The sequence below is a fragment of the uncultured Mucilaginibacter sp. genome (assembly GCF_913773635.1).
In the GTDB taxonomy this organism is placed as follows: domain Bacteria; phylum Bacteroidota; class Bacteroidia; order Sphingobacteriales; family Sphingobacteriaceae; genus Mucilaginibacter.
The window spans coordinates 269,864-295,468 of record NZ_CAJYGQ010000003.1 but is presented as its reverse complement, the minus strand read 5'-3'; the positions used below and the strand labels follow the sequence as shown (position 1 = coordinate 295,468).

The following is a 25,605-nucleotide window of genomic DNA, read 5'->3' as shown; positions in this document are numbered from 1 at the left end:
GTGTATATCATCGTATAACAGCACAACCTAATTATTTTAAATTTATTGTGCGTATGACCGATATGCGACTTTACACCTCGCTGTCTAAATTCAGATATTTGGACAGGAACTATTCCTTTAAATACCTTTTCATAGCCTTTGTAGGCGTTCACATTCCTTTAATTGGTATTATCACATTCATTACCCTGTCTGATTTTACTTCACTCACGCCGGGCATGGTAATTTTATCAACCCTTGGCTTTACGCTGGTAGCTTGTGCGGTAACCTTACTTATGCAGAATGCCCTGGCACGCCCCATTGTTGAAACCAAAAATGCGCTTATTGATTATTTAAGCAACAAAAAGCTGCCGCAACTACCAACAGATTTTAAGGACGAGGCAGGCCTGCTAATGAGTAATACCTGCACCGCTTTGCAGGAGTTAGATAACCTGATTAAAGAGAAGCGCGATTTTATTTATCTGCTTTCTCACGATTTAAAAACTCCACTGCACAATGTGTTGACTATCACGCATTTGATGAAGGAAGACACTAATAACGACTCAAAAGAGGAGTTTATTAATTTAATAAGGCAATCTACCCAGTATCAGCTCCAGCTTATCACCTCTGTTTTAAACTTAGCCACTAGCGAGTTTACTGAAGGTAACGAGCCGCGTGTACTGTTTTTAGAACCTATGCTTAGCAAAGTGCTTAAAGACCACTCAACCAGTTTGCAAAACAAAAAACTGCAGATTCTTACTGATGTAGCACCCACCATACAAATTAAAGTTAATGATGAGCTGTTTAGTATGGCGTTAAGCAACTTAATAACAAACGCTATTAAGTTCAGCCGGCGCAATAGCGAGATAATGATACGCGCGGCAGTTATGGATGATCATATCATGATCAGGGTAATTGATTATGGAATAGGTTTTACTGCTGCAAATGCGCCTTCGTTCGAACCATTCACAAAATCGAGTAGGAGCGGCACTATGGGCGAAAGTTCAAACGGCTTGGGACTCTACTTCACCCGTAAAATAATTAAATATCATGGCGGCAGCCTTATTGCCGAAAGTGAGGGCGATGGCAAAGGAGCTAAATTTATTATTAAACTTCCGTTGCCTGCTTAGTAAATACAAAGGGGGCATTACTAGCCCCCTTAATTATTATTGGTAGTTTTCTCTTACTTTGCTGGTTGCTCTTGAAACCGCTTCATCTGTATATTGTTTAGCTTTCTCCATCCATTCCGGAGCTTTTTCGTTCCAGTCATCAATGATAGATTTGCCGTCTTCTTTACGTTTCTCGGTTACGTATTTAATGCCGTAGGCTGCTGCTGCGCCTACAATGGCCCATTTTAATAAACCCATTTTATTTTCGACTTTAAGTTGTTTACTACTAATTATTTCGATAATTAAGTAGCAAGTTTAATGCCAATAAAATTATACGTTAATGATACTTTTGTAACGAATTAATTCAAATTACAACACGTCGCGACGTATGACGTACGTGCGTGCTAATATATCATGTAACGACTGGCGGTATTGCGTAAAGAAAATTGATACAGTACCCAAACCGTATAAACCTATTGATAACAGCTTGGCTAAACCTCTTATAACGGCTTTAAGTACGCTGATTTTTTGCCCGTCGGCATCAACAACCACCAGGCGGCAAAGGTATTGGCCTAAAGTGCTGCTCAATGGCAAACTACATAAAACAATATTGTATACTATTAAACCCACAGCGTAAATTTCCTGTAACCATAGCATCAGGTCAACATTTTTTACATCCCATTCGGTTATTTTGTACGGCAGTTTGTCGGCAAAAATATTGAGGCCAATTCCGATAACGAATGATATGGCGAAATGATCTATAAAAAAGGCAAGGAACCTAATGCCAAAACCTGCTAAATTGGTTTCGGTTGGAAAAAAATAACCTTCAAAACGGAAGTATTCTGAAAAATCGGCTAAATCGGCAGCACGTTCCCACTCAGAGCCGGGCGTACGCACCAAATCATCGGGTTCTAAGCGGCCGTCTGTTAATTCATCAAACGTAAAAGGGCCTTTCTCCCCCTTTTCATCCTTTACAAAAAACTCATCCATAAATACTCAACGCCTTAAGCGGGGCAAAGTTACGTGTTCAATTACGAACTCATGGCATAAACAACAATATTTACGCCGAACTTAGTATTGTCTTCAGCTAAAAAGCGCTTGTTTCTGAAGTCGTAATCCCATTCGCAGCCGTAATCTTTATTACTATACAGCACACCAATGCGCCCGTTTATAGTAATAGCTTTTAAATAGTCGTGCACTAAATCATCGCCCCAACCATTAAGTTCAAACGAAGTATTGGGTGGGCCCTTTTCAAACGTAAAGAATGATCGATACAGCTCATGATTGTTAGGGATTTTTTTTAACGCCTGTGGGCCGAACAATGAAGCCATTTGCGCCTCAAATGATTTGGCAAACAAGCCGTCAATGTCATGATTACAGTCATCTACAAACACAAATCCACCGTTTTGCACATACTTTTTAAAGTTAGCACGCTCTTGAGCATCAAACTGCACCAGCTTATGCCCGCTCAGGTAGCAAAAAGGTGAATTAAAAATATCAGGACTGCTTAAGGCAATTACTTTTTCCTTGGTGTCAATAGGTATGGTGGTATACTCCAACAAAGAGTTGAGTATATTAGATGGCATACGCTGATCGGTATCCCAATCGCCCGAATGGTAGCTTAAACGGGTAAAAGTAAACTTAGCGCTTAATGACATTTGCGTTAAAAACCTAAAAGTAGTACAAAATTTTGTCGGTATACCGTTTTTAATTACATCGTTTGTAAATTTTTGAATACTTAATTCAAATTTTTATAAAATAATTCTGCTTTTAATCTCAAATCACAATATATTGTGATGCCTGATGCATTAACCAAATGTTATTTGGTAATAATACGGCATAATATGCCTGCTTTAACGAAGCACGCTACTTACCTTAATACTTTTAAGCTTTGGAACTAACAGAAACTCACGTTAAATCACTGCTGGCAAAACTTCCGCAGTTAAAAACCGAAATACAAAAAGTAATTGTAGGACAAGAGCATATTCTGGACGAGCTTTTGGTAGCTTTTTTAGCGGGAGGCCATGCGTTGTTAGAGGGTGTTCCGGGTTTGGCCAAAACACTATTGGTTAAAACCATGTCTCAGGCGCTACACCTATCATTTCGCCGTATACAATTCACGCCCGATTTGATGCCTACTGATATTATTGGTACGGAAATTTTAGAAGAAGACCATGCAACTGGTAAGCGCTTTTTTAAGTTTAACAAAGGGCCGCTGTTTGCCAACATTATACTGGCCGATGAAATAAACCGTACGCCTCCTAAAACGCAATCAGCCTTACTGGAAGCCATGCAGGAGTTTGAAGTAACTTACGGCGGGCAAACCTATCCGTTAGATAAGCCTTTCTTTATTCTGGCTACACAAAACCCTATAGAGCAGGCAGGAACATATCCGCTGCCCGAAGCACAATTAGACCGTTTTTTACTTTTAATACAAATAGGCTACCCTACCGAGCAGGAAGAGTTTGCCATATTAAACCGCACTACAGGCACTGCCAAAGCAACCGTTAACCCGGTTATAACAGCCGAGGAGATACAACAGGCTCAGGCCTTGGTAAGGCAGGTTAGCATTAGCGAAGATTTAATACGCTACGTTAGCTTGCTAATTCGTGCCACCCGACCGGATACCTCTACTTATAGCTATGTAAAGGAGTGGGTACGCTGGGGAGCCGGCCCGCGCGCGGGGCAGGCATTAATATTAACCGCCAAAGCAAGGGCGCTGTTAAAAGGCCGGTACGCTGTTATTATGGAAGACATTCATGCTATGGCTACGCCGGTATTACGCCACCGCGTGCTAATGAACTTTAAGGCTGAAGCCGAAGGCATCACATCAGACAAGGCAACAGAAGAGTTGATTAGGCTAATAGAAAGACCAAAGGTGTAAAACTAAGAGACAATAACCAGAGGCCAAGGTTAAAAGGAAGAGCTTTACCACCATTTCTTCTCAACAAGGGAAAAAATACAGTTACTTAAGCAACGCTTAGCAGCCTTAACAAATTTTCCGTTATACTAAATGACAATTTAAATAGGAAAAAAACTAAATCGAACATCCGGACTCCAAATTTAAAACAATGCTCGATCCTAAAGTACTAACTACCATCAAAAACCTGCCGCTGTTAGCTAAATCAGTGATTGACGGGTTTATGAATGGTTTTAATAAAAGTACTGTAAAAGGGCCGGGCTTAGAGTTCAGTCAGTACCGCAGCTACCAACCCGGCGACGATTTACGCTGGCTTGACTGGCGCATGTTTGCCCGCAGCGACAGGTACTACATCCGAGAGTCGGAAGTTGAAACAAGCATATCGGTAAGGTTTTTAATTGATGCCAGCGCCTCCATGAACCATAATGATGGTACCATGACTAAAATTGACTATGCACGTTACCTGGCTGCATCATTGGCTTATTTAGCCAACCTACAGGGCGACGCTGCGGGTTTATACATATTTAAGGAAGGTGGCTTATTTTCATTAGCTGCCAAACCAGACCCGCAACATTTACAGCGGCTGTATCATCAGTTGGAAAACATTGAGCCGGCTGGTACTTTCACACAGCCCATACATTACAAAGAGCTTTTTGCAGGTGCCAGGCGTAAAGAATTGCTGGTTTTTATCACTGACATGTATCAACCCGAAGGTGAAATTTTTAAACTATTAGACTCACTGGCAGCATTGAAGCATGAAATAATTGTTTTTCAATTAATGGCGCAAAATGAACTCGACTTCGATTTCAAAGGCTACTCAGCTCTCGAAGATTTGGAGACAGGTGAGGTGATACAGGTTGGAACCCAGGCCAAACAACAATATAAACAGGCATTACAAACACATTTAGAAAACATACGCATGCAGCTATTGGGCAAGCGTATAGTTTACCGTATGATTAGCACTGCTCAACCTTTGGATGAGGCGTTGCAGGCATTTTTGGTGCAAAGAAATAAAGGCGTTTAAAACACAATGTTCCAATTTTTAAATCCCGTATGGTTTATTGGCGGTGCAGCGGTTATTATACCGGTGTTAATACACTTGTGGAATATCCGTACAGGCAAAGTACTTAAAGTAGGCAGCATTACGCTTATTGAGGCTGCCTCACGCAAAAGCAGCCGCAGTTTTAAATTGCTTGATATTTTGTTATTTATATTACGTTGCCTATTACTGGTGTTATTGGCTTCCTTACTAGCCTCTCCCGTTTGGCAAAAGCGGGTGCAGGCAGCTAAAGCAAAAGGCTGGGTGCTTATTCCACGCGAAAGACTTAGCGAAACCTATCAAAAGTTTAAACCGCAAATAGACTCGCTAACTCAAGCCGGCTACGAATTTCATTACTTTAATTATGGCTTTGGCAAATCTGACCTAAAACAAATTTTCCTGCACCCTAAAGATTCCATAAAAGCTCAAAACTCAACTATAGGCAATTACTGGAATTTAGTTAAAGAGCTTGATTTAAAAGCAGACACCTCCCTCCATATTTGCTTATTTACACCAAACCAAATCAAACATTTTAAAGGCAAAAAGCCCAATGTGGCACTCAACCTTAAATGGCAAACCTATATTCCTGCCGATTCGGTAATCACATGGATACACGATGCATGGTTCACGCCAAACGGCAATATAAGGGTAGTGCAGGGCAAAAGCACGCCATCGGGCAATACCTTTTCTTTTGAAAACGTAAAAGCTAATAATGGCTCAAACGAGTTTTACATTATTCAAACAACGGGCGGCAATGCAAGTGTTAAGCTTAACAACAGCAAACTACCAGCAACTTACATTAATACAAAAACCTTACAGGTAATTATTTATACCAACAACAATAAGCTTGACGCCAACTATCTGAAAGCCGCACTACAGGCCGTAAGCCAATTTAGCCAACGCAATATCAGCATTAAAATAGTGAGTAGTGAAGGTGCTATCCCAAAAAACGCTGACTGGTTGTTTTGGCTATCAGATAAACCAGTTGGTAATGTATTGGCACAAAATATATTCACTTATCAAAGCGGTAAAGTAACCAACATTAATACCTGGACGAGCAACGCAGGTGCGTTTGCCACTTCACTGGCTGAGGATGACAAAACTCAGCTATTTAGAACTATAACAGCGGCCAATGTTAAAGGCATACCTGTTTGGCAGGATGGCTTTGGCAACCCGGTTTTAACCACTGAGCAGCAAGGTTCAAAAAAGCTTTACCGCTTTTACAATCGCTTTAACCCAGCATACAATAATTTAGTGTGGAGCAGCAATTTCCCGGCATGGATGCTTCAACTAATGATTGATGAAAAACCGCTAAACCCTGCTTATGACAAGCGCACTTTAAGTGCGTCACAATACAGGCCCCACATTAGTACTAATCAAACGGCAAGTACGACAGCTAAAATTACCGAGACAAAAAGCCTGAGCCGTTATTTTTGGCTTGCGCTCATTATTGTATTTGCGGCCGAACGTTGGTTGGCTCATTATAAACCTCACCCTTCAGTTGCATAAATGGAGCAGGCAGCAATACATAAACTACATCAAATGCGGCAACGCTATATTTGCTACCAATTGGCAGCAGGGGTGTTTGTTGCTATTGCATGTGCTTTGCTGGCAGGCAGTGTGAGTTACTATTTGCTGCCCGGCAAAACTATAATAGCGGCCATATTAGTATTCTTAACGGTGCTTGCAGTAGTAACATTCATATACCGCCCCTGGAAAACAAGTTTAGAAATCATTTGCCGCTATCTCAACTTTTATTTCCCACAACTTGAAGAGAGCAGCCAACTGATAATTAAACCTGCAGACAATCTTAATTTACTGGAGCGATTGCAGGTGAGTAAGTTAGAAACCGCCATATTACAATTATCCGAAGAGCCGGCTGCGTTTATGCAACAACTAAAAAAAGCAGCATGGTTACTTGCAGGTGCTTTAATTATCAGTATTGCTATTTTAAAGCTAGGTAAGTTTAGTAAAATCACAGGCGGGGCCGATGAAGTTAACACGAACCAATCAACACAAAAAAACCTGCCGCCCGAAAAAGTACTACCTCAAATAGACGGCGTATTGCTTAAGATTGCTCCTCCCGCTTATACGCGCAAGACAACACGTACGCAAGACAAATTCACTATCAACGCAGAAGAAGGTGCTTTGGTTAGCTGGAACATCAGCACCAATATTGACGTTAAAGATGTGTTTTTACTATTTAATGAACGAGAGAAGATAGCACTAAGCAGCGTAAATAAAACAGATTGGCAGGCACGCAGAATAATCACCAAGCCCGGCTTTTACCAGGTAAGTATTAATGGAAAATCATCAGACCTGTATCAAATTCAGGTTATTAAGGATGCCATTCCTGTTATTCACATCAAGTCACCCAAACAGTATACTCACATTGATGCGGGCGAAGCACAACGTGTAGCCATTAACACCACCGTTACCGATGATTATGGCGTTAACAATGCACAAATTTTTGCAACCATAGCCAAAGGCAGCGGCGAGTCGGTAAAATTTAAAGATACGGTTTTCAGTTTCAACACACCGTTTTCGGCGCATAGTCGCCGCTATGATCTGCAACGCACTATTGATCTGCCCAAACTCAATATGGAACCGGGCGATGAATTGTACTTTTACATACAGGCCCTGGACACGCACCAGCAGAAAAGCCGTACTGATGTACTCATCGTTTCCATTCAGGACACGGCCCAATTGTTAAGCATGGACGGCATTGTAGCGGCGGCCAACATTAAACCTGAATACTTCCGCAGTCAGCGACAGATCATTTTGGATACCGAAAAGCTACTTAAAGAAAAAGACAGTCTTAGCACCGCCGCCTTTAAAAACCGCTGTAACGAATTAGGCACCGATCAAAAGCTGCTGCGCTTACGCTACGGCAAGTTTCTGGGCGAAGAAGATGAAAGTGGGACCGAAGGAGAAGATAACCAAGAAATTGGCAAAGCCGAAAATTTTGGCAACGCCAAAATGGTAATGGATGCATTTACTGATAAGCACGATAATGCCGAAGACGCCACTTTTTTAGAGCCTGCGGCCAAGTCACAACTTAAAGCTACACTAAATGAAATGTGGAAGGCCGAACTGCGGTTGCGCCTGTACAAACCACAGGATGCATTGCCTTTTGAGTATAAAGCCTTACGCCTGCTTAAAGATCTACAACAAAAATCGCGCTCGTACGTGGCTAAAACCAATTACAATCCACCACCCATTAAGCCCGAAAAACGACTAAGCGGCGATTTAAGTAAAATAGCAGAGCCGGTTAACCAACAAAAAATAAAACCTGCTACAGATAAGTTTGAGATACTGAAGAAAGCAGCAGTAGTTTTAGAGCATTCCAAACACCAGGTGTTAACCTTAGCCGACAAACGCATTTTGGAACTGGCCGCTCAGCAACTGGCGCAGCAGGCATCAACGCAGCCGGGAATTTATTTAAAAGCGGTTAGTGCCGTACGCCGCATATTGGCATATAACAAACAAATATTGGCAAGCGACCGCGCCCTGGTAGAAAAAGCTATTCAAAGAAGCCTGCCTGAAAGCAAAATAAAGCCATCGGCAACAGGCACTACTGCTGATATGGGTTTGGGCCAACGTTATTTTAACAACTTAAACCGGTAAACGAATATGAGCTGGATTTTAACAGTTGTCATTATATGCCTTTTATTATCACTGTTGTTTACCTGGCAGGAGTTTAGCCGTGCCGATAAACGCCGTTTGATTTGGCGTATTATAGCCGTTTGTATTGCGGTTGGCGCATTGGCCTGTATTACTTTGCCGGTGAGTTACACTAAGCAAACCAATATTAGCGAAGACACCAAGGCTGTACTCCTCACCGAAGGTTTCAATATTGATAGCATTCCCGCTAAAGTTGCTGTGTTCACTATTGATAAGGCTATCCAAAAACAATACGCAAAGGCCAAACTTATTGGCAGTACCGAAGAACTGATTCACTGTAAACCTACAGTTACCCATCTACAAATACTGGGACATGGTTTAAATAAATATGAACTGGAGCCACTTAGCAAATTGCATGTAAGCTTCAATGCGCCCGAACCAGCTACCGGATACACGTCAGTTAACTGGCCCGCTAAAATTAAAGCGGGTGATATATTTTCATTACAAGGTAGCTACCTTAATAAGTATAAAAGGCCTGTTAAATTATTGCTTAAAGGATTGAATACATCGCTCGATTCGACAAGTATAGCTCCCGGCACATCTTCGTTTCAACTTAGCACTACACCAAAACTAACTGGTCCTGTGGTCTACCATCTTTTGGCCTTATCCGGCTCCGATACTTTAAGTAATGACGCGGTACCAATACAAATATTACCTACCAAACCCCTAAAAGTGTTGCTGCTGAATGCTGCGCCAAACTTTGAAAACCGATTTCTTAAAAACTGGCTGGGCGAAAACGGTTATGCCGTAGCTACCAGGGCAACCATCAGTAAAGATAAAAGCAGCACTGAGTTTGTTAATATGAATAAGCTGAATTTGCAACGTATCGATGCCGGCATTTTAAACCGTTTTGATTTGGTGGTAGGCGACCTCTCTACCCTGAAAACGCTGTCAACAGCCGAGGCTTTGGCACTGCGTAATGAGGTAACTCAAAAAGGACTTGGTGTTATTGTGAAAGCTGATAGCTCGTCTAACGTACCTTCATGGCTCCAACGCGACTTCCCCGTGAGTACGTTGAATTTAAAAGAGCAGCCTATAATTGCGTTGACATTACAAGGTAAAGCCACTAAAACCGCTAAACTTAATATCGATGCATCATACATCAACTATCGTAATAACACGCAAACCCTCGTAGCCGATGCACAAAATTATGGTTTAGCTGCTACAACTATTGCAGGTGGCGGCAAAATTGTTTTCACTACGCTTAACCATACTTATGCCTGGTTACTAAACGGCAACCTAAACGATTACGCAGCACTTTGGTCTTTACTTATAAATAAGGCTGCAAAGCAATCATCAACTATTCAAAGTTACAAAGTGGATACGCCCGTACCTAATATTGGGCAACCTGTTGAGCTTATTTATAACGGCACAACATCAGGAGAAGAGACTTCAGTAAATAATGATAGAATATCACCTTTACAGAGCGAAATTTTACCCTATCGGTGGAAATTAAATTACAATCCATCAACAACTGGCTGGCAACGAACCAACTTTAATACGAAAGGCGAAGATTGGCTGTACATTTATGATACTAAGCACTGGAAAAGTATAAAAAACTTAATAAAAGCAAACGAAACGAAAGAATTTGCCGCTAAATCAAATCAAAAATCATCTGTAACAAAACAAATACAGCAAAAAACACAGTCAGAAGTTCCAAAATTCTGGTTTTATGTGATTTTATTATTAGCTTGTACATTCTTATGGATAGAACGCAAGTTTTCCATTCAGCTCTGAAAAAAAACTATTAAACTCAAACTATAACTAACTGCAAAAGGAGGATTAAACCTTGAAACGTAGAAATTTTATTTACCTCTCGGGCGTAGGTGCCGGTGCTATGATGCTGCCTAACCTGCCCGCCTTCGGTACGCCTATTGACCCGGCCGAAGCACTGAACCAGGTAGACGCACGCATTAAGAAAGAGCTTGCCGATGTTGCCCTTAACATGGCAAAATCAAAAGGCGCTTCTTATGCCGATATTCGTATTGGCCGCTACCTTAACCAGGCTGTTGTTACCCGCGAAACCCGAGTACTTAATGTGGCTAATGCCGAATCATACGGCGTAGGCATACGTGTATTGGTTAATGGTTGCTGGGGCTTTGCAGCTACCAACAACGTAACCAAAGATGGTATAGCCAAAACTACCGAACGGGCTGTAGCCGTAGCTAAGGCTAACGCTAAAATTGGCGGCAAACCTGTTCAACTGGCTCCTCAAAAAGGCTTTGGCGAGGTTAGCTGGAAAACACCGATTGAAAAAAACGCATTTGAGGTTCCTATTAAGGAAAAGGTAGACCTACTGATGTCAGTAAACGGCGCTGCACTGGCCGGTGGTGCAAACTTTGTAAACTCAACCATTTTAGCCATTAATGAGCAGAAGTTTTTTGCTTCTACCGATGGTTCATACATCGATCAGGATATTCATCGTCTGTACCCTAACTTCAGCGTTACAAAAATTGATGCCGCCAAAGGAGCATTTGAAACACGCGCAGCTTTAAGCTCACCGGTAGGCATGGGTTACGAGTATTTAAACCCCGTTGAATCTGAAAAAGTAAAGGGTATTGTTACCCGGTACAAAAACAGGTACGACATGCTGGAGGATGTTAAGAACGCTACCAAGAATGCAACAGAAAAAGTCTCGTCAAAATCAGTTGAGCCGGGCAAATACGACCTTGTGTTAGATCCGTCGCACTTGTGGTTAACCATTCACGAATCGGTTGCTCACCCTACCGAGCTCGACCGTGTGTTAGGCTACGAAGCAAACTATGCAGGAACCAGTTTTTTAACCGTTGATAAACTTAAATCGGGCAACTTCCGCTTTGGCAGCAAAAACGTAAACGTAGTGGCCGATCGCAGTCAGAAAGGCTCACTAGGTGCAGTAGGTTATGACGATGAAGGCGTACAACCTAAGCAGTTTGATATTGTAAAAGACGGAATCTTAACCAATTTCCAAACCATACGTGATCAGGCGCATGTTATTGGCCTTAAAGAGTCGCAAGGCTGCTGCTACGCTCAAACCTGGAGCGATGTACAGTTTCAGCGTATGCCTAACGTATCACTGGCACCGGGCAAAGCCAAGTTGAGTGTCGATGACATGATTAAAGGTGTTGAAAAAGGAATTTATATTGTGGGTAACGGTTCATTCTCTATTGACCAGCAGCGTTATAACTTCCAGTTTGGCGGTCAGCTGTTTTATGAAATCAAGAACGGAAAAATTGTAGGCATGCTTAACGATGTAGCTTACCAGGCAACCAACCAGGAGTTTTGGAATTCATGTGCAGCTGTTTGCGATGAAAGCGACTACCGTTTAGGCGGCGCTTTCAATGATGGTAAAGGCCAGCCGGGCCAATCTAACGCAGTATCGCACGGCTCATCAACCACCAAGTTTACCGGTGTGAATGTAATTAATGTTAAACGTAAAATTGGATAATTAAGATATGCCCATACTTAGCAAAGAAGAAGCACAGGCTTTATTAAAGAAAGTGCTTAGTTATTCAAAAGCCGAAGCTTGTGAAGTAAGCCTTGGCGGCAGCGAAGGCGGCAATATACGCTACGCTTTAAACGCAGTATCAACCGCCGGAGATATAGGTACCCTGGGTTTAGCAGTAAGCTCTACCTTTGGCAAAAAAACCGGAACGGCTACCATAAATGAATTCGATGATGCATCGTTAGAAAAAGTAGTGCGCCGTTCAGAAGAACTGGCACAACTGGCTCCACCCAATCCGGAGTATATGCCACCGTTGGGACCGCAAACATTTAAAGATGCCGCCACATATAATGATCAGACAGCCGCTATGACCCCCGAAGGCAGGGCCGAGCTGGTTGCCAAAAGTTTAGAGGTAACCAAAGCTGCAAATTTACAAGCCGCCGGTTTCCTTGAAAACTCTACAGATTTTCGCGCCGTGATGAATTCAGCAGGTTTGTTTGCCTACAACAAATCAACCGATGTTACATTTTCAGTAACTACCCGCAATGCTGAGGGAACGGGTTCGGGTTACGCAGCACGCGGCTTTACTGATGTGAGTAAGCTGGACACCTTTGCCGCAACAAAAATTGCTGCTCAAAAAGCAACTGGTTCAGTTGGTGCGCGCGCCATTGAGCCAGGTAAATACACCGTTATTTTAGAGCCTACCGCTGCTGCCTACATGATGGAAAACATGTTTAGGTTTGATGCACGCAGCGCTGATGAAGGCCGTAGCTTTTTAAGCAAAAAAGGTGGAGGCACGCGTTTGGGCGAAAAATTACTGGACGAAAAGGTTACTATTTATTCAGATCCTTTTAATGCTGAATTACCTTCAGGAACCTGGACCGGCGATGGCTTGCCTTTAGAAAAAACTTACTGGTTTGATAAAGGAGTGGTTAAAAACCTGAGCTATTCACGCTACTGGGCCGAAAAGAAAGGCGTAAAACCACAGCCCGGCCCAAGTAATATTATTATGGAGGGTGGAACACAATCACTCGAAGAAATGATTAAAAGCACGGAGCGCGGCATTCTGGTATCGCGCCTGTGGTACATTCGTATGGTTGACCCTCAGGTATTGGCCTTAACTGGTCTTACCCGCGATGGTACGTTTTATATTGAAAATGGCAAGATAAAATTCCCCATCAAAAATATGCGCTTTAATGAAAGCCCGGTAATTATGCTCAACAATGTAGAAGCCCTCGGCAAACCCGAGCGCGCCATCAGTGTAGAGAGCTACCGAAGCTATCTTATTCCACCAATGAAGATCAGGGATTTTACCTTCTCGTCTTTGTCAGACGCGGTATAAAAACAAAAACGCCTCTCAAATTGAGAGGCGTTTTTGTTTGAGGATATTAAAGGAATTTAAACTTCCTGATCATTAATAATCGGTGCTGTAGCTGCAGGCTCGTCTTCAATAACAACGCCCATTGAACAGAACTTGTCTACACGTTCGCTAACCAGTTCGTCAATGTTACGGTCCTTAAGTGTTTTTAAATCTTTTACCAGTTGCTTTTTCAATACTGATGCCATGGCAATCGGATCCTGATGAGCGCCGCCAAGAGGTTCTTTAATAATACCATCTATCAGCTTGTTTTTAAACATCTCATTCGAGGTCAATTTAAGCGCTTCGGCAGCACGCTCTTTGTAATCCCAGGTACGCCACAGGATAGATGAGCATGACTCCGGCGAAATTACCGAGTACCAGGTATGCTCCAGCATGTAAACTTTATCGCCAATGCCAATACCAATAGCACCACCTGATGCACCTTCGCCAATAACCACACAAATAACCGGCACTCTTAACACCGACATTTCTAAGATGTTACGGGCAATAGCTTCACCTTGTCCGCGCTCTTCAGCTTCAAGGCCAGGATATGCTCCGGGGGTATCAATAAGGGTAATAACCGGTTTATTAAACTTTTCGGCCATTTTCATCAGCCTCAAGGCTTTGCGGTACCCCTCGGGGTTGGCCATACCAAAATTACGGTACTGGCGGTCTTTAGTGTTTTTACCTTTTTGGTGACCGATAATCATGGCAGTTTGGCCTCCAATGGTACCCCATCCGCCTATAATGGCTTTATCATCTCCCACGTTGCGGTCGCCGTGCAGCTCAATAAAGTCATCACACATCAGCTCAATATACTGTAAGGTATACGGGCGATCGGGGTGACGCGATATCTGCACTTTTTGCCATCCGCTAAGGTTGGTATATATCGTTTTTTTAGCTTCTTCAAACTTGTCCTGCAACTCGTTCAACGTAGCCGACATATCAACCTTGGTCTTTTCTTCAACCTGTCTTATTTTTTCTATCTGCGTTTGCAAATCAGAAAGCGGCTTTTCAAAATCAAACGTAATTTTCATAATCCTTTGTAACGGGGGGCTAAGTTAAGCAAATTGAACGCAAATATTGCTAATTAAGGTTTTTTGAGCTTCCAGTACTGTTTGGTTTGCTGCGGGTTGAGCGCATTATAAGTATTATAACATGCCATTAACACTGAGGTGCGGTACTCACCCTCATATAAACCATAGCGATTACCGTAAAAGGCAATACTTCCTTCATCAACCTTTTGCGTGGTAAACAAATCATCAAGCTTTTTCTCGTTACGTATAACCGATTGACCAATCTCCGTTTTCTTCAGTTGCAGGTACTTACTTATCTCGGTAATCTTCTTTACCTGCTCAGGCGTTAGCTTCAAATCTTTTTTATACTTAAGCACGTCATCTGGCATAGGGTAGCGATTTAGTGTAGCCGGCAAAGCCATAGTTTCTAACGTCGGACCTTTCTGATAGTCAACGTACTGCTTCAACGTAAGGGTTTTAATAACCGAGGGCGTTACTGAACTATCTGTTTGGGCTTTTGCTGATACAATCCCTGTTAACAAACCGCACGCAACGAGTAATTTTTTAAACATAGGCGCAAATGTAATTGCTTCAAAAAAATGTAGAATTTTATAAAAATACAACTATTGGTTAATACATTTTATTGTAACAGGCGTTTTAAAGGCACTATATCAATTACTTCCATCCCATCTGTAACAGATGTATGACGCATTAATCCTTTGCGTATAGATATACTCCAATCATCATAATTACAATAAGCACATTATGAAAAAGATAATTTTAAGCATAGCATTATTAGCATCGGTTGTAGTATCATTAAGTAGCTGTATGGTTGAACAGCAACGTCGTGGCCGTGGCCGCAATTATGATCGCTACCATCGCCATTACGACAGGCACCATGGCCCGTATGACAACAATGGTTACCGTCGCCACTAATAAAACTAAAACCCGGGTTTTGACTGATCCCGGGTTTTACTTTTTTAACCTATACATTTTCAAATCAAGCCCTCAAGCTCTTGGAATATCGGAATCATTAGCTTACCCTTTTCCGTGAGCGAATACTCTATATGCAGCGGCTTTGTTTGTAAAGTATGTTTACATAGTATACCGGCCTCAGCCAGTTCTTTTAATGCGGCAGATAACGATTGCTTATTACTACCATCCAGTTGGCGCAACAAATTATTAAACCTTAAAGGTGCTATTGTGGCCAACTTAAAAAGCTGAGGCTTCCACTTGCCTGATAACGTTTTTAATAAGGCTTGTGCCGGGCAATTGTCATCGGTGTTATCGGCGTTTAAGGTGGTCATGTTTTTCTGACTAATTGATAGTGTTTACGATATTGATCAATTTTGCGCAATGTACAAACGGTTGCGTCACCAAGCAAAGCAAACGCTTTACAACTTGCCAACCGTTCACTTAACAACAGATGACTACACCACTAGATAGCAATCCATTACTTTGCAACATTGAAACCGGTATTTGCGAAACACCAGCGCAGGAAAACAACGTTCAAACCATACCGGTAGAAAAAGGTAGCAAGCCACTGAAGCTGCTGTATTTTACCGACCCTATTTGCTCATCGTGCTGGGGTATTGAACCGCAACTACGAAAGTTAAAGCTAGAATACGGACACATCCTTGAGGTAGAATACCACATGGGTGGCCTCCTACCCGATTGGAGCTACAACAGCGGAGGAATAAGCAAACCTTCAGACGTAGCCCACCATTGGGATGAGGTTAGCCTGCACTATGATATGCCTATTGACGGTGATGTGTGGCTGGAAGATCCATTGGATTCATCTTACCCACCTTCAATTGCCTTAAAGGCAGCCCAATTACAGGATAATACAAAGGCCGTAGCTATGCTACGTATGATGCGCGAAATGGTATTTCTTAAAAAAAAGAATATTACCAAATGGGAGTTTATCGAACAAGCAGGAAACCTTGCGGGTTTAGAATTGAATAAACTACAGAACGACTTTAACAACACCGCAAAACTTTCCTTTCAGCAAGACCTTGACCTGGCCAAAAGCCTTAGCGTAAGAGGTTTTCCAACCATGTTTTTTAACGATGCGTTGGGTAATAGTGAACGGGTATATGGCTCAAAACCATACGATGTTTACCAAACAGCTATCAAAAAGCTTGTTCCGCAGGTGGATAGGTTTGCGTATGCAAGAGACTGGCAGAGCCTGTTTGGCGTTTACCCTACCATGACTACCAGAGAATTTGCTGAATTAAGTGAAATAAGCAAAACGTATGCTAACGTTATTTTGAACGACTTGCTGCAACAAGGCCTACTAAGCTGCTACCAATGCAAAAACGGCGACTTATGGATGTTGAGCGGTAAATAATTACTTATTCTCCGGCGCTATGATGCCATTTTCGGTTGCAACGGGTAAATTCCGGCGCGACCATTCGCTCCATGAACCTACGTAGAGTTTCGCTCCTGTTAAACCGGCCTGCTCTAAAGCCAGTAAGGTATGGCAGGCCGTAACACCAGATCCGCAATGCACAATTACCTGTTCGGGCTTAACATCACCGAATACTTTTGCATAGTTAGCTTTCAGTTGCTCAGGCGATAAATAGCGGTTACCCTCGCCCATGTTGGTATTATAAGGCACGTTAATGGCTCCCGGAATATGACCGGCTATTAAATCAAGCGGCTCGGTTTGTCCTAAATAACGTTGAATTTCACGTACGTCAATCACCATACGGCTGCTATCTTCCGCAGCGGCTTTAACTTCTTCAATATCCGCGGTACCGCTGAAACCGTGCTTAATCTGGTATTGTGTTGCCTCGGGCGGTGCGGATATATCGGTGGTAACATTTAACCCGGCATCCTGCGCTGCCTGCAAACCTCCGTTAAGCACCTGCACTTTTTCATGTCCTACCGAGCGTAGCATCCACCAAAAGCGGGCCGCAGGATTGGCTCCTGCTTTGTCGTCATATACAATTACATGAGTATCGGGCATAATGCCCAGGCTACCTAGCAGGCTGGTAAAGCTATTTAAATTGGGCAAAGGGTGACGGCCACCCATAGCAGCATTTTCTGTATGCGAGGCTAAATCTTCCAGGTCAATATAAAGCGCCCCCTCAATATGGCCCTGTTCATAGCGTTCGCGGCTGTTGCCAAACCCACGGGCATCTATCAGGGTAAATGAGTACGGGTCTAACTGTTGTAACGCTGTTGCTTCAATTAAAGGCTTCATAAGCTGGGCTGATGTTTTAAATCAAATATATAAAAGCAACGGGTTAACTAATCAAAATATTCTCGCCAAACTTTGATGATACCGTAGTTGCCTCACCATTATCAATACTGATGATCAGTGAATGGTCGAACGCAATCTGTTCAATAATTTTTATTTGTGTGCCAATATTGATCTGCAACTTATGCAGGTATTTCAAAAACTCACTGCTGGTATCGCGCACGGCGGCTACACGATAGCTACCGCCCACCTTACCATCGGCCAGTGAAGCCGAGAAAGATTTGGCCATTTTACCATTGGCTTTGGGTATAGGGTCGCCGTGAGGATCGTACTCCGGGAAACCCAGAAATTTTTCTAACCTGTCGGCCAGGTCGTGGTATTTGATATGTTCAAGTTCTTCGGCTATATCATGTATCTCATCCCAACGGTACTCTAGTTTTTCGAGTAAGAAAACTTCCCACAAGCGGTGCTTACGTACAATTTGTATGGCATCTTTTTGTCCCTGCGGAGTGAGCTTCACCCCTTTCTTTTTGTCATACTCAATAAGCTGTTTATCGGTTAGCTTACGTATCATATCAACTACCGATGCAGGGTTGTTTCCCAACGCTTCGGCAATGGCACTGGTTGATATTTTTTTATTATCGGGCATTTGCGATAGCCTGAAAATAGCCTTCAGGTAATTCTCTTCTGAAAAAGTATTCATTTAGATGTATGACTTAGCCAAATCAAACTTATGGAAATAATTTCTACAAATTATAAAATTAGGCAAACCTAATTTTATAATTTTGCTTTATCTATTTATATAATTAGCAATGGCAAAATACTTTTACTTATTCATCACATTGTCAATACTGTACTCTGCAACATTTGCGCAAACTGGAAGCATTGAAGGGCAGGTAACATCTTTGAATGATGGGCCTATTGGTTTTGCTTCAGTTACTATACTTCATAAGACTACCGGTACCCGCACGGCAAACAATGGCCATTACGAGTTAAGCAATCTTGCTCCCGGGCAGTACACCATCGTATTCTCATCATTAGGGTACCAAAAGCAGCAGCTTAACGCAGAGGTGAAAGGCAATGCTGCAACCGTGCTAAATGTAAGCTTGGTAAAAAGCGAATCGAAACTAAGCGATGTGATAGTAACCGGCGTAAGCCGAGCCACCGAGGTACGCAAAAACCCCGTACCTGTAGCTGTAATGGCTAAAAAGGATATGGACAGGCATGTGAATAACAACATTATTGATGCGGTAATTAAAGGCGTACCGGGTGTAAGTGCCGTTACTACAGGACCTAATGTGTCTAAACCATTCATTCGTGGTTTGGGCTACAACCGGGTGCTTACCCTATATGATGGTATACGGCAGGAAGGCCAGCAGTGGGGCGATGAGCATGGTATTGAAATAGACCAGTATGGCATTGCCCGGGCTGAAGTGGTAAAAGGTCCGGCCAGTTTATCTTACGGCTCGGATGCCTTGGCGGGTGTAATTAACATGATACCCTATTTACCCAATTATGAAAACAATGCCCTTAAAGGCGATTACACAGTAGACTACCATACTAATAACGGTCTCATAGGTTCATCATTAGGACTGGCTTACAAGCGTAACGAGTGGCGATTTACTGCCCGCGGAACCGGTAAACTGGCGCATAACTACAAAAACAGCGTCGACGGCAGAGTGTACGGAACAGCTTATAACGAACTCAACCTATCGGCCATGGCACGGGTTGATAAAAAATGGGGCTATACGCAATTTGCTGCCACATTGTTTAACAATAAACAAGAGATACCCGATGGCAGCCGCGACTCACTAACCCGACGCTTTACCCGGCAGGTATTGGATGACGGTGATGACATAAAAAACCGTCCCATTGTTCCGGAAAATGAATTGAAAACTTACAAGCTTAATCCGCTTTACCAGCATATACAGCATTACCGCTTTTACAATAGCAGCCAGTTTAATGTAGGCGAGGGCAATATAAATGTGTTACTGGGCGGGCAACAAAGCGTCCGCCGCGAATACAATCATCCTACGCAGCCCAGCCAGCCGGGTTTGTATGTGGTGTTGAATACGCTTAATTATGATGTAAAGTACAATCTGCCTCAAATGGCGGGTATTGAAACTTCGGTTGGCGTAAACGGCATGTATCAAACCAACCGCAGTGAAGATGCCACCGATTTCCCAATACCCGATTATAATTCGTTTGATATAGGCGCGTTCATCTTCGCCAAAAAAAGCTTTGGCCCTGTTGATATAAGCGGAGGTTTAAGGCTTGATAACAGGCAGATTAAATGGGATAATTTTTTTGTGGCCGATAATCCGCAAAACGGATTTCAGAAGCATGTTACCGGAGCCGATACTGTAGGTACTTATCTACAATTCCCGTCGTTTAGCAAGGAATATAATGGCTGGTCGGGCAGTTTAGGGTTAACTTACAATGTAAGCGAACGGCTATTACTTAAAGCCAACATTGCCCGGGGATACCGTGCACCAAATATTACCGAAATTGGTTCCAACGGCCTTGACCCCGGTGCACACATCGTGTACCTGGGTAACCGCACCTTTAAGCCCGAGTTTAATATTCAGCAGGATATTGGCATAATTGCCTACCTTAAAGATGCCGACATCAGTGCCGAACTTTTTAACAACTATATTTACAATTATATATACCAGGCACGTTTAAACGATGCTAACGGACAGCCTGTAATTATTGTGCCCGGCAATAGCACCTACCAATACCAGCAATCAGAAGCCCGCCTCTATGGTGCCGAGGCAACCATAAACTTACACCCAGAAAAGTTAAAATGGTTTTGCTGGAACAACAGCCTTGCTTATGTTACTGGACTTAACAAAAATCCCGAATTATTGGCCCGTGCAGGTAATGATGCGAAATATCTGCCATTTATTCCGCCTTTACATTTACGCTCTGAGATGCGCGTAAACTTATCGCAGGAATCTAAAACCTTCAGCAAGCCATACGTAAAGATTGAAGCCGATGCCTATGCCACCCAAAACCGCTTTTACGCTTTGGATAATACAGAAACCGCTACACCGGGCTACACGCTTTGGAACGCAGGCTTAGGGTCGGGAATTAAAAACAAGACCGGCAAAACGGTAGTGGATGTCTTTTTACAGGTGGATAATGTTTTCGACAAGGCGTATCAATCTAATCTTAACCGGTTAAAATATTTTGAGTACCATCAAGCTTCACCAAATGGACGTTCGGGTATTTACAATATTGGCAGAAATGTGAGTTTGAAAGTGATTGTGCCGTTGTAACAAGGCACGCACTTAGTGTGCTGCTGATTTAGAAAAAAGATTGATAACCAAAACGCCTGCTATAATAAGCGCCATACCCAGAACAGCAGGCAAGTCAAGTTTCTGCTTATAAATAACCACGCCCGCTATTGAAATAAGTACAATACCCACGCCCGACCAGATGGCGTAAGCAATACCCATATTAAGTACTTTAAGCGTTAAACTTAAAAAGTAAAACGCCGAGGCATAACCCACCACCACTAAAACCGACGGCCAAAAGCGGCTAAACTGATCGGAGGCCTTAAGGGCGCTGGTTGCAATAACTTCAGAAATAATGGCGATGAAAAGGAATAAGTATTTCATATTGTATTAGGCAAACATAGTGAAACTTTTATTCCAAGCGTTTTTATTGCTGCAATGCCGTTATAAACCTGTTCATCAACTTAAATAAACTATTGTATTTATTAAGCGGCAGGGTTTTACTAACATCAAATACGTCATGATAGGCTTTAATGCCTCCCATGGTGTAAAAGAAGAAAGCTGGTACTCCTTTCTCTGTAAACCAGTAATGATCACTGTTGGCTGCCTTTCCGCGTGAAACAACTTTAACCAGGTAATTGCCTTGCGCATTAATTTGTTTGAGCAACTCAAATTGTTTAGGATATATGGTCGCGTTTACCACAGTTATGCCCTCCTCGCCGGTACCGGCCAAATCGGTATTCACTAAAAATTTAATATTATTTAGCGGGATCAGAGGATTCTCAGTAAAAAATTTCGAACCTAAAATGCCGGCTTCTTCACCTGCAAAGCAAATAAATGCTAGGGTATATGGCTGCGGATATGCAGCGTAATGCTTAGCCAAACTAAGCAACAAGCTAACACCGCTGGCATTATCATTGGCTCCAGGGAAATAAGTTGTGCTACCCATGCCGCCTAAGTGATCGTAATGTGCGGTAATTACAATAACCGAATCAGCCTTGGTGGTCCCCTTCACCACACCACAAATATTATTGGCCTTAAAGTCTTCTACAAACTTGTTCTCGATGTTTACACCTATGCTTGTTGGAACTTGTTTAAGAGCTTTTTTATCAATTTCAATGGAAGTATAATCGGCTACCTCTTGCGATATAGACCAGGTAAGTTTATTCTTTACAGTAAGGATAATATGATTCTCAACATCAAGAAAGGTTACGCTGTCTTGTTGTACCAAATTTCCGTGGGCCTTTATACTCCGGCTTTCAGGTGCCACAATAAAATCACGACCGGGTGTTAATGCCTTTCCGTTTATGTTCAGCTCCATCTTACCCGGAAAAGTATTTACATTAAAGCTGAACGGCTGCATGAAGTCCTTACTACTCATAGGCTTTAAGCCGTAGCTTTTAAACTCATGAGCTATGAATACCGCTGCCTTACCCATACCATCATTAGTGTAGCCACGCCCCCAAAAATGTTTTGATGTGAGGGTATCAACCATGCGACGCGCAAATATGGAGTCTTGCGCGATGGTTGCTTTTGTTAATAATATCAAAATAAGGCTTAGTAAGTATTTCATAAGGTTTAGCTTAAGACATGGGAGCAGCGCTAAGTAATAGCAATTTAAAATCTGACTTTAAACCTTATTTTACAAACTGCTTATAGCGCATCAAAGCCTCAACAAAATAATAATCGGCATAGGTTAGGGGTACATCAACCTCAGTACCTTGAGGCTTGTGACCAACACTGTGCTGTAATATAAAGCCGCCGTTGGTTCCTTGAGGGGCTTTGTAAGGTGCTGTAAATAAATTTTTGAGCATGGTTTGAGCCGCGCTGAAATAGGTTTTGCCCTCGGCAAGGCTGGTGTAGCGACAAAGCTCCAGCAGTGCCGAAGCCATAACTGCACCTGCAGAGGCATCGCGTAATGCATTTGGAATGTCGGGTGCGTTAAAATCCCAGTAAGGTATTTTGTCTTTAGGCAAACTAGGGTGATTTAAGATAAAAGAAGCAATATGATTTGCCTGTTCTAAATAGCGTTTGTCTTTAGTTTCGCGGTACATTACTGTGTAACCGTATAAGCCCCAGGCCTGACCACGAGCCCAGGCTGATTCATCGGCATACCCCTGTGCAGTTTTCTTTTTTTGCACCTCGCCGTTCAGCGGGTTGTAATCAATTACATGATATGAACTATAATTGCTGCGAAAATGATTTTTCAACGTAGTGTTGGCATGGGTTACCGCAACCTTGTAAAATGATGAATCGCCGGTTGTACGTGTAGCCCAAAATAGCAATTCAAGGTTCATCATGTTATCAATAATAACCAGGTACTCCGGTTTCTTTGAATCCCATGATTTTATTGCTTTTACTTTAGGATCAAACCTGGTTAGGAGTGATTTTGCGCTGTTGATGAGAATTTCTTTATATTCAGGCTTGGGTGCAATTTGCAGTGCATTGCCAAAACTGCAATACATCATAAAGCCTAAATCATGTGTAGTTTTATTGAATTGCTCTTTTTTTAACCAGCCTAGCATCATCTCTGCATCATCAAGCAGCGCTTCATCTTTGGTTTCCTTATATAAATACAGCAAAGTGCCGGGCGTAAAGCCACTACACCACCATCCTGAATTACTGGTTTCCAGGCTATCGGTTTTAGCATAGTAGGTTTTAGGGAAACGTTCGGGCTTAATACGCTTCATTTGCAGTTTATACTGTTTGGCCGCATCCTGAAACTGCGATTTGAGCGTTTTTGAAAAGGCTTTATCAGCTTTGAATGTGTTTAATTCTTGTGCATTAGCTGATGTAAGTACCATCAAGCCCAAAAGGCATCCCGTTAACACCGATTTTGTGAATAGCATTTTTGTTATTTGGTTGTTGGTTTCCATTGCAGTACCTGCACAGCTGAAGGTGGATTATTGGCCTTACCTTCGCCATCAATTTGGGTGGTTTGTTGTATGAATAAACTGAGTATGCCCTTGTTTTTCCACAGTTCAGTATCGTAAGTAGGTTCCCATGAGCCTACCTGCTGTTCGGTTAGGTTTGACACCTGCCATTTATTTGCTGCTAAGTTGTTGTTAATAGCAATCGACACCTTATTACCCCGCTCCTCGTCTCTGAAAATTAAACCGGCAGCCATACTTTTACCGTTTTTCCAGGCAATTATTTGTGGGCGTGATACAGGTATACGTTTGGTACCAGTTCCGCTCAGACTAAATGGTGTAGTACGAAACTTTAAATTGCGGGTATGCCAACCATGTTTATCTTTAAAAACTAATTGGTACTGTGGCACGGTTTCGCCTTCCGCGCGCCAATATGTGGCGATGTAAGGGGTTCCGTTCGCATCAGCAAACATGGATGTTTGATTAATGAGCTCGCTCTTTTCAGAAATTTTGCAAGCATACTCGGCATTGGAGGCCGTTATAGGTAAAGCATACGCTTGACCGGTAGATTTAAGCCATGTTTTACCTCCATCTTTTGAGCATGCATAAGCCATGTCGTGATTACTTGCCACGTCGGGAGTTTCGCGCCATACCCATGATAAGTGAATATTTCCTTTTACATCTGTAGCTACCTGCCAGTAGGCACTTCGTTTACCCTCACCGTCAATCAGATTCTCCTGCAATCTCTTCCACTTTCCCGAGTTATAATCATAGCAGTTAATAACCAAACTTCCGTTACCCGACCCTCCATCACGATAGTAGAACAAAAGATTGCCGTTATCCAGTCGATAGAACTCAGGATAGCTTACCCTACCTTCTTTAAGGCCAACCATATTTTGTTTGCTGCCCAATTGCAACGCGCCGGGTGCTGTACTTTTGGCATAATTTAACTGATTGTTGTGCTGCCCCCAGGCAACGTGCAGGAATCCGGCACCATCAATCATAATGCTTATGCTTCTGTGTGCATCGGCAGCATCACCCTGATATTGTGTTTTTTGTACCTGCCAGTTATTTTCACCAATAGTATGCTTTGCAATAACTACATATTTGGCGCTGTCATAAAAAGCAGCATACTGCGTATTATTAAAAGTCACCAAAGCATTTTTACGGAATATAACCGTATTCACGGAGTTATTTGCCCAACCGTTTGAGGCAATTGTTGACATCACCGCCCGCTGTTGTGCAAAAGAACAAGCAGCAGTTAATAAGGTAATTAACCCTATAAAAGAAGTACGTAAAAAGCTAAGCATCTACAATTTGGTTGTAATGCTAAATACGTCATTTTAAAACATAATACCGAACCTTAAGCATTTTTACTTTTTGGATAGTGAGCCTATCATATGGCGTTTTTTTAACCCTTTAAACTTGTCAAGTTATTCAAAAAAAAGTGAATAAATACGAAATAGCCATACCACTCTATAACAGACGTAATCTTTGCTGACTATTTGTTTAAAAGTTGCTTTGATACCATTAGGCGGGATGCCACCTGCACTCACCGTTAGCTTACCGGCCAAAAATGCGGGTTTGCTCTAAGATGTAGTGACCATAAATCTCTAGATTTAAAGTGAACAACACAGTTATATAAAACCTGCTTTAATGAACAAAGTCTTAAAGCTTTTAAGTGCCCGTATCGGCACCCGCAGTTTTAAGCCAGTTATGTGTCATCTGGCTAAGGCGCTGCCGGTCTTCGTCAATTAAGCCAA

General features: G+C 42.4%; 23 protein-coding genes. 11 read left to right on the top strand and 12 right to left on the bottom strand.

What is annotated here, in order from left to right:
• Positions 1-53 precede the first annotated feature (53 nt).
• A complete protein-coding gene (locus QZ407_RS02690; protein ID WP_295767514.1) occupies positions 54-1,106 on the top strand; it encodes a HAMP domain-containing sensor histidine kinase in 1,053 nt (350 codons plus the stop codon).
• Positions 1,107-1,142: 36 nt separating this feature from the next.
• Here the strand turns inward: QZ407_RS02690 and QZ407_RS02685 are convergent, their stop codons facing one another.
• The 3 genes from QZ407_RS02685 to QZ407_RS02675 form a co-directional block, all read right to left on the bottom strand.
• Positions 1,143-1,343, bottom strand: a complete 201-nt coding sequence (locus QZ407_RS02685) for a YtxH domain-containing protein (RefSeq protein ID WP_157540682.1) — start codon at positions 1,341-1,343, stop codon at positions 1,143-1,145.
• A 111-nt stretch (positions 1,344-1,454) separates the two neighbouring features.
• Entirely contained in the window at positions 1,455-2,075 is a 621-nt protein-coding gene (locus QZ407_RS02680) for an RDD family protein (protein ID WP_295767513.1), read from the bottom strand.
• Positions 2,076-2,116: 41 nt separating this feature from the next.
• Complete coding sequence (locus tag QZ407_RS02675; RefSeq protein WP_295767512.1) at positions 2,117-2,743, bottom strand: DUF4159 domain-containing protein; 627 nt, start codon at positions 2,741-2,743, stop codon at positions 2,117-2,119.
• 233 nt (positions 2,744-2,976) lie between these two features.
• Between QZ407_RS02675 and QZ407_RS02670 the strand changes: the two genes are divergently transcribed.
• From QZ407_RS02670 to QZ407_RS02640, 7 genes are all read left to right on the top strand, one after another.
• Positions 2,977-3,969 (top strand): MoxR family ATPase, encoded by a 993-nt coding sequence (locus QZ407_RS02670; protein ID WP_295767511.1) that lies wholly within the window; start codon positions 2,977-2,979, stop codon positions 3,967-3,969.
• 187 nt (positions 3,970-4,156) lie between these two features.
• Positions 4,157-5,029: a DUF58 domain-containing protein gene (locus QZ407_RS02665; RefSeq protein WP_295767510.1), complete on the top strand. Its 873-nt coding sequence runs from the start codon at positions 4,157-4,159 to the stop codon at positions 5,027-5,029.
• Positions 5,030-5,035: 6 nt separating this feature from the next.
• Complete coding sequence (locus QZ407_RS02660) at positions 5,036-6,553, top strand: BatA domain-containing protein (protein ID WP_295767509.1); 1,518 nt, start codon at positions 5,036-5,038, stop codon at positions 6,551-6,553.
• 33 nt (positions 6,554-6,586) lie between these two features.
• Positions 6,587-8,671, top strand: coding sequence for a DUF4175 family protein (locus QZ407_RS02655; RefSeq protein WP_295767508.1), 2,085 nt, complete (start codon positions 6,587-6,589; stop codon positions 8,669-8,671).
• 6 nt (positions 8,672-8,677) lie between these two features.
• On the top strand, positions 8,678-10,465 hold the full coding sequence (locus QZ407_RS02650) for a hypothetical protein (protein ID WP_295767507.1): 1,788 nt from the start codon (positions 8,678-8,680) through the stop codon (positions 10,463-10,465).
• 52 nt (positions 10,466-10,517) lie between these two features.
• Complete coding sequence (locus QZ407_RS02645; protein ID WP_157540674.1) at positions 10,518-12,155, top strand: TldD/PmbA family protein; 1,638 nt, start codon at positions 10,518-10,520, stop codon at positions 12,153-12,155.
• Positions 12,156-12,162: 7 nt separating this feature from the next.
• On the top strand, positions 12,163-13,494 hold the full coding sequence (locus tag QZ407_RS02640) for a TldD/PmbA family protein (RefSeq protein WP_295767506.1): 1,332 nt from the start codon (positions 12,163-12,165) through the stop codon (positions 13,492-13,494).
• A gap of 56 nt (positions 13,495-13,550) precedes the next feature.
• Here QZ407_RS02640 and QZ407_RS02635 read toward each other — a convergent pair whose 3' ends face one another.
• Both QZ407_RS02635 and QZ407_RS02630 read right to left on the bottom strand, forming a co-directional pair.
• Complete coding sequence (locus tag QZ407_RS02635) at positions 13,551-14,549, bottom strand: acetyl-CoA carboxylase carboxyltransferase subunit alpha (protein WP_295767505.1); 999 nt, start codon at positions 14,547-14,549, stop codon at positions 13,551-13,553.
• A 53-nt stretch (positions 14,550-14,602) separates the two neighbouring features.
• Positions 14,603-15,100: a hypothetical protein gene (locus QZ407_RS02630; protein ID WP_295767504.1), complete on the bottom strand. Its 498-nt coding sequence runs from the start codon at positions 15,098-15,100 to the stop codon at positions 14,603-14,605.
• Between the two features lie 193 nt (positions 15,101-15,293).
• On the opposite strand from QZ407_RS02630, the gene QZ407_RS02625 reads away from it, so the two are divergent.
• On the top strand, positions 15,294-15,464 hold the full coding sequence (locus QZ407_RS02625) for a hypothetical protein (protein WP_157540670.1): 171 nt from the start codon (positions 15,294-15,296) through the stop codon (positions 15,462-15,464).
• Positions 15,465-15,523: 59 nt separating this feature from the next.
• Here QZ407_RS02625 and QZ407_RS02620 read toward each other — a convergent pair whose 3' ends face one another.
• On the bottom strand, positions 15,524-15,835 hold the full coding sequence (locus tag QZ407_RS02620; protein ID WP_295767503.1) for a helix-turn-helix domain-containing protein: 312 nt from the start codon (positions 15,833-15,835) through the stop codon (positions 15,524-15,526).
• A 119-nt stretch (positions 15,836-15,954) separates the two neighbouring features.
• On the opposite strand from QZ407_RS02620, the gene QZ407_RS02615 reads away from it, so the two are divergent.
• Positions 15,955-16,878: a DsbA family protein gene (locus QZ407_RS02615; RefSeq protein ID WP_295767502.1), complete on the top strand. Its 924-nt coding sequence runs from the start codon at positions 15,955-15,957 to the stop codon at positions 16,876-16,878.
• Here QZ407_RS02615 and QZ407_RS02610 read toward each other — a convergent pair whose 3' ends face one another.
• A complete protein-coding gene (locus tag QZ407_RS02610; RefSeq protein WP_295767500.1) occupies positions 16,879-17,736 on the bottom strand; it encodes a sulfurtransferase in 858 nt (285 codons plus the stop codon).
• Positions 17,737-17,779: 43 nt separating this feature from the next.
• Positions 17,780-18,436, bottom strand: coding sequence for a metal-dependent transcriptional regulator (locus tag QZ407_RS02605; protein WP_295767498.1), 657 nt, complete (start codon positions 18,434-18,436; stop codon positions 17,780-17,782).
• 109 nt (positions 18,437-18,545) lie between these two features.
• Here QZ407_RS02605 and QZ407_RS02600 point away from each other — a divergent pair, with 109 nt between their 5' ends.
• On the top strand, positions 18,546-21,014 hold the full coding sequence (locus QZ407_RS02600; protein WP_295767496.1) for a TonB-dependent receptor: 2,469 nt from the start codon (positions 18,546-18,548) through the stop codon (positions 21,012-21,014).
• Positions 21,015-21,026: 12 nt separating this feature from the next.
• On the opposite strand, the gene QZ407_RS02595 is transcribed toward QZ407_RS02600, so the two are convergent.
• The 4 genes from QZ407_RS02595 to QZ407_RS02580 all read right to left on the bottom strand — a co-directional run bounded on the left by QZ407_RS02595 (position 21,027) and on the right by QZ407_RS02580 (position 25,152).
• The gene (locus tag QZ407_RS02595; RefSeq protein WP_295767495.1) at positions 21,027-21,356 is read right to left on the bottom strand and encodes an SMR family transporter; all 330 of its coding nucleotides are present in this window, start codon (positions 21,354-21,356) and stop codon (positions 21,027-21,029) included.
• Between the two features lie 43 nt (positions 21,357-21,399).
• Positions 21,400-22,545 (bottom strand): M28 family peptidase, encoded by a 1,146-nt coding sequence (locus QZ407_RS02590; protein ID WP_295767494.1) that lies wholly within the window; start codon positions 22,543-22,545, stop codon positions 21,400-21,402.
• A 64-nt stretch (positions 22,546-22,609) separates the two neighbouring features.
• Positions 22,610-23,821, bottom strand: coding sequence for a glycoside hydrolase family 88 protein (locus tag QZ407_RS02585; RefSeq protein ID WP_295767493.1), 1,212 nt, complete (start codon positions 23,819-23,821; stop codon positions 22,610-22,612).
• A gap of 5 nt (positions 23,822-23,826) precedes the next feature.
• On the bottom strand, positions 23,827-25,152 hold the full coding sequence (locus QZ407_RS02580) for a BNR repeat-containing protein (protein ID WP_295767492.1): 1,326 nt from the start codon (positions 25,150-25,152) through the stop codon (positions 23,827-23,829).
• Between the last annotated feature and the right edge of the window lie 453 nt (positions 25,153-25,605).

Excerpts from the sequence above, each read along its gene's own strand:
- QZ407_RS02690 (WP_295767514.1), top strand. The coding sequence starts at position 54 with ATGACCGATATGCGACTTTACACCTCGCTGTCTAAATTCAGATATTTG.
- QZ407_RS02685 (WP_157540682.1), bottom strand. The coding sequence starts at position 1,343 with ATGGGTTTATTAAAATGGGCCATTGTAGGCGCAGCAGCAGCCTACGGC.
- QZ407_RS02680 (WP_295767513.1), bottom strand. The coding sequence starts at position 2,075 with ATGGATGAGTTTTTTGTAAAGGATGAAAAGGGGGAGAAAGGCCCTTTT.
- QZ407_RS02675 (WP_295767512.1), bottom strand. The coding sequence starts at position 2,743 with ATGTCATTAAGCGCTAAGTTTACTTTTACCCGTTTAAGCTACCATTCG.
- QZ407_RS02665 (WP_295767510.1), top strand. The coding sequence starts at position 4,157 with ATGCTCGATCCTAAAGTACTAACTACCATCAAAAACCTGCCGCTGTTA.
- QZ407_RS02660 (WP_295767509.1), top strand. The coding sequence starts at position 5,036 with ATGTTCCAATTTTTAAATCCCGTATGGTTTATTGGCGGTGCAGCGGTT.
- QZ407_RS02655 (WP_295767508.1), top strand. The coding sequence starts at position 6,587 with ATGCGGCAACGCTATATTTGCTACCAATTGGCAGCAGGGGTGTTTGTT.
- QZ407_RS02650 (WP_295767507.1), top strand. The coding sequence starts at position 8,678 with ATGAGCTGGATTTTAACAGTTGTCATTATATGCCTTTTATTATCACTG.
- QZ407_RS02640 (WP_295767506.1), top strand. The coding sequence starts at position 12,163 with ATGCCCATACTTAGCAAAGAAGAAGCACAGGCTTTATTAAAGAAAGTG.
- QZ407_RS02635 (WP_295767505.1), bottom strand. The coding sequence starts at position 14,549 with ATGAAAATTACGTTTGATTTTGAAAAGCCGCTTTCTGATTTGCAAACG.
- QZ407_RS02630 (WP_295767504.1), bottom strand. The coding sequence starts at position 15,100 with ATGTTTAAAAAATTACTCGTTGCGTGCGGTTTGTTAACAGGGATTGTA.
- QZ407_RS02625 (WP_157540670.1), top strand. The coding sequence starts at position 15,294 with ATGAAAAAGATAATTTTAAGCATAGCATTATTAGCATCGGTTGTAGTA.
- QZ407_RS02620 (WP_295767503.1), bottom strand. The coding sequence starts at position 15,835 with ATGACCACCTTAAACGCCGATAACACCGATGACAATTGCCCGGCACAA.
- QZ407_RS02615 (WP_295767502.1), top strand. The coding sequence starts at position 15,955 with ATGACTACACCACTAGATAGCAATCCATTACTTTGCAACATTGAAACC.
- QZ407_RS02610 (WP_295767500.1), bottom strand. The coding sequence starts at position 17,736 with ATGAAGCCTTTAATTGAAGCAACAGCGTTACAACAGTTAGACCCGTAC.
- QZ407_RS02605 (WP_295767498.1), bottom strand. The coding sequence starts at position 18,436 with ATGAATACTTTTTCAGAAGAGAATTACCTGAAGGCTATTTTCAGGCTA.
- QZ407_RS02600 (WP_295767496.1), top strand. The coding sequence starts at position 18,546 with ATGGCAAAATACTTTTACTTATTCATCACATTGTCAATACTGTACTCT.
- QZ407_RS02595 (WP_295767495.1), bottom strand. The coding sequence starts at position 21,356 with ATGAAATACTTATTCCTTTTCATCGCCATTATTTCTGAAGTTATTGCA.
- QZ407_RS02590 (WP_295767494.1), bottom strand. The coding sequence starts at position 22,545 with ATGAAATACTTACTAAGCCTTATTTTGATATTATTAACAAAAGCAACC.
- QZ407_RS02585 (WP_295767493.1), bottom strand. The coding sequence starts at position 23,821 with ATGCTATTCACAAAATCGGTGTTAACGGGATGCCTTTTGGGCTTGATG.
- QZ407_RS02580 (WP_295767492.1), bottom strand. The coding sequence starts at position 25,152 with ATGCTTAGCTTTTTACGTACTTCTTTTATAGGGTTAATTACCTTATTA.